Source organism: Flavobacterium sp. (genome assembly GCF_025352425.1).
Classification (GTDB): Bacteria; Bacteroidota; Bacteroidia; order Flavobacteriales; family Flavobacteriaceae; genus Flavobacterium.
In genome coordinates this window covers 1-6,680 of the sequence record NZ_JANXTI010000042.1, presented here as the reverse complement: position 1 = coordinate 6,680, position 6,680 = coordinate 1, and the positions used below count along the sequence as shown (strand labels likewise).

The window sequence follows — 6,680 nt, the reverse complement described above, 5'->3', positions numbered from 1 at the left end:
GACATTCTATATTTGTTTCCTTGTTCGTCAATAATTTGATAACTTCCTTTAACTATGATATAATCCTTTCCTTTGAGTTTGATTTCAGACAATGAAACGTTTGGATGTAATAAATTCATAAGAAATTTTATTTTCCTTTGAATTTCATCTAATTGAATTTGGTGTAAGTTTATTTGATTTTCTAAGGCAATCCTATCCCTTTCAAAACGTTCAAGTTCATAACGTTCAAATTCGAATTTTTTTCTTTCAGAATTCATAGTATGTATTTTATGAAACAATATTACATATTATTTTGTTATCCAACAATTAAAATACCATATTTCAAATATTCACTTGCTCCCCCGGGGGAGGTATGTATGAATTTAGGGGTATCCTCCCTGCCTTCCTTGGCTATGAATTACTTAAGAAGACCTTCAATACCCTCCATAAAACAAAACCACTTCAAAATAATATTCCCACTAATTGAAAAAAAAATTAGATATTTTTTTTCAGAAACTTGAACTTTTAAAGTCTTTAAACTATTTATCATAAAAGAAAATTTATGGAAAATATTACTGATTTATTAGACTTTGAGGTAAGATATACAGAAGATGGAAATATAGAAATATTAGACATTTGTAATTACCCGCAAGAATCTAAAAAATGTTTCGACCTTCATAAACATTTAGAATTACATAATATCTACAAAAGTGAAATAGAATTTCCGATTAACCTATATCAATGGTCAGTTACCATAACACCTGATAGTGAAGAAATAATAAAAAAATACTATTCACTTGATGGTGTTAAAGTATTTCTTGACGAAAACATTTCAATTCTTAAAGATAAAACCACATTTTTCAAACTTCAAATTACTTACCCCCCGAAATCAAAATACCCAAATTTTATTTTTCACTTCTATGAGGTAGTTGATGAGGGGGATATATATATATCATTGATGAACTTGACTTATTTGAAAATTGTTTGATAGAGTATGAAGAAACCCAAATGTTTACCAAGAAAAGGGTTATAGACCTCGAAAAGTTGGTAAGTGTATCTGAACTCCAACAAATACCATTTTTACCCATCGAATTAATACAATTTAATGAGGATGGAACCATTAAGGTTATAGAACAACATATCCTTGCAAAAAGTGTCTCAAACAACCAATAAATAGATTGTACCAAAACGACCTTTTTTCGCTGGGATTAACACTTGTTTTTATTGCAATTAAGTTAAGGATATCCATTAAATAGGTTAAAAACATAATCCCCTCTTCAAAACAAGACCACATTTTTATGAAAATAAAGGAAGACAGAATCCAAGTTATTTTAAATAATTACAAAAACAACCCACTTAAATCAAATTTTGTGTTGATTGTATTAAATTATAGTACTCAGGACTTCTTCAAATACAACATTTCAGTTTCAAAATTTTATCAAAAACTAACAAATTCCAAGAGTGCCGTTGGTAAGTTATCCAACCGGGAATGGTTTAAGAATATAAAAAATGGTTTTTACAAGTTTCAGGTGAATCCCGAAAAAACAACAGTATACATTTGTCTTGAACCATTAAGAAAGTTGAGTGAATAAACACCTATTATCTATATTGTTTATTGAGTAATATTGATTTTGTAAAATATGTTACGGGCAGTACAATCCCTCACATTTACTTTAAAGATTATTCAAGTGAAATCTGTGGATTACCATGTCTCGAAGAACAAACCAAAATCGCTAATTTTTTATCTGCCATAGATGATAAAGTCCAAGCGGTAGAGGCACAAATAGAAAAAACGGAGATGTGGAAAAAGGGGTTGTTACAACAGCTATTTGTGTAATATCAAGTCTATTTTTCCAAAATAACTCAATTGTATACCCCTATTTTGTAACCAATTAATAAGTGTTTTTCGCATAAATTATAAAAAAATAAGTGTTTTTCATCAATCATAAGTGTTTTTCATGTATTTTTGAATAATCATTTTTCACAAATTACTATGGATATTAATCGTTTTTCACTTAAGATAAGTATTTTTCACGGAATTAAAGCACCTGAAGAAGGCTTACTTGTAGGGTACGGAGCAATAATAGAAACATTAAAATTGGCTATTCCAATACCCAACAATTTGGCTCTTATAAGCACTAAAAACCGAAAATACAGGGTGGAAAAATGGCAAGTACTTACGCCTCGTCACCAACCCAAAGACACGCTATATGACCAATTGGTATTTGCTTTAAAATATGAAGGGATTAACTTATTATTCTTTAAAAAGTTATTTGACACACTTACAGAACAGGAGATAACAGCATTAGTACAAATAGAACCACAAGGACAATACAGCCGTAAGATTTGGTTTTTATACGAATGGTTATCAGGAAAAGCACTGCCTATACCTGACTTAGATAAAGGAAACTTTGTTGCTTTAATAGATGAAAATATTCAATTTGGATTATCATCAAGCACTAATTCTAGCCGACACCGGATTAAAAACAATTTACCAGGAACTGTTAATTTTTGCCCATTAATATTCAAAACGGATAAATTAATTAATTATGTCGAAGAAAATCTTTCTAATAAAAAGAATAGCTATCTAAAAGCTATCCATAAAGGTGTGCTACAACGAGCAACGGCATTTTTATTACTAAAAGATTCAAAAGCATCCTTTACCATAGAAGGCGAAAATCCAACCACTAATCGTGCTGTACGGTGGGGGAAAGCCATAGGACAAGCTGGCTCAAAACCTTTAGACAAAGAAGAGTTATTGCGTTTACAACAAATAGTGATAGAAAATAGCCGTTTTCTTAAAATGGGTTTTAGAGAAGAAGGTGGTTTTGTGGGTGAACACGACAGAACAACTGGAGAACCTATGCCTGAACATATTTCGGCAAAATGGCAGGATGTAATTCCTTTAATAGATGGATTGCTTTCTGCCTACAAAAAAATGGAGGAGTCAGGATTCAACGCTGTTTTAGCGGCATCAAAAATTGCATTTGGATTTGTTTTTATCCACCCTTATGTTGATGGTAATGGCAGAATACATCGCTATCTAATACATCATATTTTATCTAAAATGCAGTTTGCACAACAAGGTATTATTTTTCCCGTTTCAGCTTCTATTTTAAATCACATAGATGATTATAGAATTGTTTTAGAATCCTACTCGCATCCATTATTGGATTTTATTGAATGGGAAAAAACAAACTCAAACAATGTGGAGGTTTTAAATGAAACAATCGATTTTTATCGCTATTTCGATGCCACAAAACAAGCCGAATTTCTTTACGACTGTGTGAATGATACCATCGAAAACGTGATTCCAAACGAAGTAGAGTACCTTCAAAAATATGATGAAATGAAAAATTATTTGGATGATGTTTTTCAAATGCCAGATAAAATGGTGGCTTTGCTAATACGGTTCCTAGAACAAAATAACGGCTCCTTATCCAAAAGAGCCAAAGAAAAAGAGTTTGACAAGCTCACAGACGAAGAAGTAAAGGAAATAGAAAAACATTATCAAGAATATTTTAACTAATGGTTAAACAACCCGAAGCAATATTAGAAGACCAATTAGTAGGACAACTTGAAAAGTTGGGTTACAGATTGGTATATCTTAAAGACGAGAATGAATTAATTGCTAATCTTAAAACGCAATTAGAAAAACACAACAAGATTCAATTCTCCGATAAAGAGTTCGAGAGCGTGATGAATCTTCTCAGTAAAGGTTCGGTGTTTGAGAAAGCCAAATCACTCCGAGAAAAACAACACATTGTTCGGGATAACGGGGACAACCTGTATTTTGAATTTATGAACACCGAACATTGGTGTCAAAACCAATTTCAGGTGACCCACCAAGTTACCATAGAAGGTTCCTACAAAAATCGTTATGACATTAGCCTTTTAATTAATGGGTTGCCGATGGTTCAAATAGAACTTAAACGACGAGGTTTAGAACTAAAAGAAGCCTTCAACCAAATCAACAGGTACCAAAGACATTCGTTTGGGTCTAATTCAGCCTTGTACCAATATGTCCAAATATTCATCATCAGTAATGGGGTGAATACCAAGTATTATGCTAACAATAAAAATCAGTCCTTCAAACAAACCTTTTATTGGACGAACAAAGACAATAAGAGATTAACGAATATCTTAAATGGTTTTACAAGTGAGTTCTTAGAACCTTGTCATATTTCTAAAATGATATGTAAGTATATTGTTTTGAACGAAACCTATAAGATTCCGATGGTACTTCGCCCCTACCAATTTTATGCCGTGGAAACCTTAGTGGAACGAGTAAAAAACAGTACCAAGAATGGATACATTTGGCACACGACCGGTAGTGGGAAAACTTTAACATCGTTTAAAGCAAGTCAAATCATTATGAATATGCCAAAAGTAAAAAAGGTAGTATTTGTAGTAGATAGAAAAGATTTAGATTACCAAACCACAAAGGAATTTAATAGTTTCAGTAAAGGAAGTATAGGCGGAACAGATAACACCAAAGCCTTAGTAAAACAATTCACTGACGACACCAAATTGATTGTGACCACCATTCAAAAGTTGAATACTGCCATTAGCAAAAAGCAGTACTTAGACCAAATGAATAAACTTAAAGACGAGAAAATTGTTTTTGTTTTTGATGAGTGCCACCGTTCCCAATTTGGAGAAACACACAATAGAATCAAATCGTTCTTTACTAATATTCAGATGTTTGGTTTTACAGGCACCCCAATTTTTGCAGACAACTCAGTAAAAAATGAATTGGGACGCAGAACCACTTCAGAACTATTTGGAGATTGTCTCCATAAATATGTCATTACAGATGCTATCAAAGACGAGAATGTATTGAAGTTCTCAGTGGAATATGTGGGTCGTTACAAACAAAAAGAAGGCGGTTCTAATGTAGATATTGAGGTAGAAGAAATTGACACCAAAGAGTTAATGGAATCACCCTTACGATTAGAAAAAATTTCGGATTACATCATCAATAATCATAGCAGAAAAACACACAACAAAGAGTTTACAGGAATGTTTTGTGTGAGTAGCGTGGATACCTTAATCAAGTATTTTGATATCTTTCAAAAGAAGAAAGAAGCCGGAGAACATAATTTGAGAATTGCTACAATCTTTAGTTATGCCGCTAATGAAGACGATGCCGATGCTAATGGATTTATCCCCGAGGAAGTATCGGTAGTTGAAGAACCAAAAGCATTATATGGATTAAACACCCACAGTCGAGATAAATTAGAAGAATTTATCAAACACTACAATACAATGTTTGATACCAAATTCTCTACTAAAGATAGTGAGACCTTCTACAACTATTATAATGACATTTCAAAGAAAGTTAAAGAAAGACAAATAGATATTTTGTTAGTCGTGAATATGTTTTTAACTGGCTTTGATTCTCCTACATTGAGCACGATGTATGTGGATAAAAATTTAAGGTATCACGGACTTATACAAGCGTATTCGAGAACAAACAGGATATTAAACGAACAAAAATCTCAGGGGAATATTGTGGTTTTCCGAAACTTAAAAAATGCAACTGATGAGGCAATTACTTTGTTTAGTAACAAAGATGCGGTTGATGTTATCATTATGAAACCGTATGAAGATTATACGGAAAAGTTCAACGAGGCTTTGAAACGATTAAATAACATAACACCTACAATCGATAGTGTCAATGATTTAAAAACAGAAGAAGATGAGTTAGAGTTCGTTCAAGCCTTTCGTGACCTGATGCGACTGAAAAACATCTTAAATTCGTTCTCTGATTTTAATTGGGATGATATCGGTATTGACGAACAAGAATTTGAAGATTATAAGAGCAAATATCTTGACCTTCACGACAAAGTAATATCAGAACATCAAGTAGAGAAAGTATCTATTTTAGAAGATGTCGATTTTGAATTGGAGTTGATACACCGTGACGAAATTAATGTTAGCTACATCATACAATTATTGATAAAATTAAAGTTAAAAATTGAGCAAGATGGAAAAGGTGGTGATGTTGAGAAAGAAATCTCGAATATCATCAACACCAATACTCAACTGAGAAGCAAAAGAGAATTAATTGAGAAGTTCATCTCTCAAAATATTCCGGAGATTGAAGATACTGATTCGATTCCTCAGGAGTTTGATAAATTTTGGATAGAAGAACAAAGGATAGCATTTAATGAATTGGTGAAGTCAGAGAACCTCTCTACCGAAAGAACGGAGCAATTAATCGAGAATTACCTATTTGCGGAAAGAGAACCCCTTAGAGATGAGGTTTTAAACCTGATTGACGGAGATAAACCTACACTTCTCCTTAGAAAGAAGATTGGAGACAGTATCTTGAAAAAGATAATGGATTTTGTTGAAACTTTTATTAATGGGATGGATGGTTAGAAAAAATTTTCTATACTAGTTCTAGCACTAGCACTGTTATTAATAATTAGAAAAAAGATTGATTAAAAGAAAAAGTTAAATTATAATTGAATAAAAGAACGCATAACTAATGCTAGAAGGATTTTTTATAATATTAATTCAACTTGAAAAAAAGTAAATAGAAAAAATTTAAATTAACCCGTTGGGTGTAATTAAATTGTTTGATTTTTAATATTGTTTATTGGTCTGTCAAATATGAATTTATTGATATACTGAACCAATGTTAATGCTGTTATTTTTGCTAAAATTCTTGTTTTAAAACCTTCAAAAGTTTT

Annotated in this window: 6 protein-coding genes and 1 pseudogene; 5 read left to right on the top strand and 2 right to left on the bottom strand. The window is 31.9% G+C overall.

The features are described 5' to 3' along the window. Nucleotides 1-257 (bottom strand): hypothetical protein (locus tag Q0Q99_RS06210; RefSeq protein WP_293893031.1); only part of this gene is annotated, 257 nt, incomplete at its 3' end. Between the two features lie 284 nt (nt 258-541). Here Q0Q99_RS06210 and Q0Q99_RS06205 point away from each other — a divergent pair. From Q0Q99_RS06205 to Q0Q99_RS06185, 5 genes are all read left to right on the top strand, one after another. Continuing rightward, nucleotides 542-967, top strand: a complete 426-nt coding sequence (locus Q0Q99_RS06205; RefSeq protein WP_293893028.1) for a hypothetical protein — start codon at nt 542-544, stop codon at nt 965-967. 310 nt (nt 968-1,277) lie between these two features. Beyond that, on the top strand, nt 1,278-1,571 hold the full coding sequence (locus Q0Q99_RS06200) for a hypothetical protein (protein ID WP_293893025.1): 294 nt from the start codon (nt 1,278-1,280) through the stop codon (nt 1,569-1,571). After that, complete coding sequence (locus Q0Q99_RS06195) at nt 1,568-1,816, top strand: restriction endonuclease subunit S (protein WP_293893034.1); 249 nt, start codon at nt 1,568-1,570, stop codon at nt 1,814-1,816. The genes Q0Q99_RS06200 and Q0Q99_RS06195 overlap by 4 nt, the downstream gene beginning before the upstream one ends. 156 nt (nt 1,817-1,972) lie before the next feature. Continuing rightward, nucleotides 1,973-3,508, top strand: a complete 1,536-nt coding sequence (locus Q0Q99_RS06190; protein ID WP_293893023.1) for a Fic family protein — start codon at nt 1,973-1,975, stop codon at nt 3,506-3,508. After that, complete coding sequence (locus Q0Q99_RS06185; protein WP_293893021.1) at nt 3,508-6,366, top strand: type I restriction endonuclease subunit R; 2,859 nt, start codon at nt 3,508-3,510, stop codon at nt 6,364-6,366. The genes Q0Q99_RS06190 and Q0Q99_RS06185 overlap by 1 nt, the downstream gene beginning before the upstream one ends. 191 nt (nt 6,367-6,557) lie before the next feature. Here Q0Q99_RS06185 and Q0Q99_RS06180 read toward each other — a convergent pair. After that, nucleotides 6,558-6,680 (bottom strand): annotated as a pseudogene (locus tag Q0Q99_RS06180) (IS982 family transposase); the annotation flags it as partial.

Bases quoted from the DNA above. Each gene is read 5' to 3' on its own strand.
- Q0Q99_RS06205 (WP_293893028.1), top strand. From the start codon at position 542: ATGGAAAATATTACTGATTTATTAGACTTTGAGGTAAGATATACAGAA.
- Q0Q99_RS06200 (WP_293893025.1), top strand. From the start codon at position 1,278: ATGAAAATAAAGGAAGACAGAATCCAAGTTATTTTAAATAATTACAAA.
- Q0Q99_RS06190 (WP_293893023.1), top strand. From the start codon at position 1,973: ATGGATATTAATCGTTTTTCACTTAAGATAAGTATTTTTCACGGAATT.
- Q0Q99_RS06185 (WP_293893021.1), top strand. From the start codon at position 3,508: ATGGTTAAACAACCCGAAGCAATATTAGAAGACCAATTAGTAGGACAA.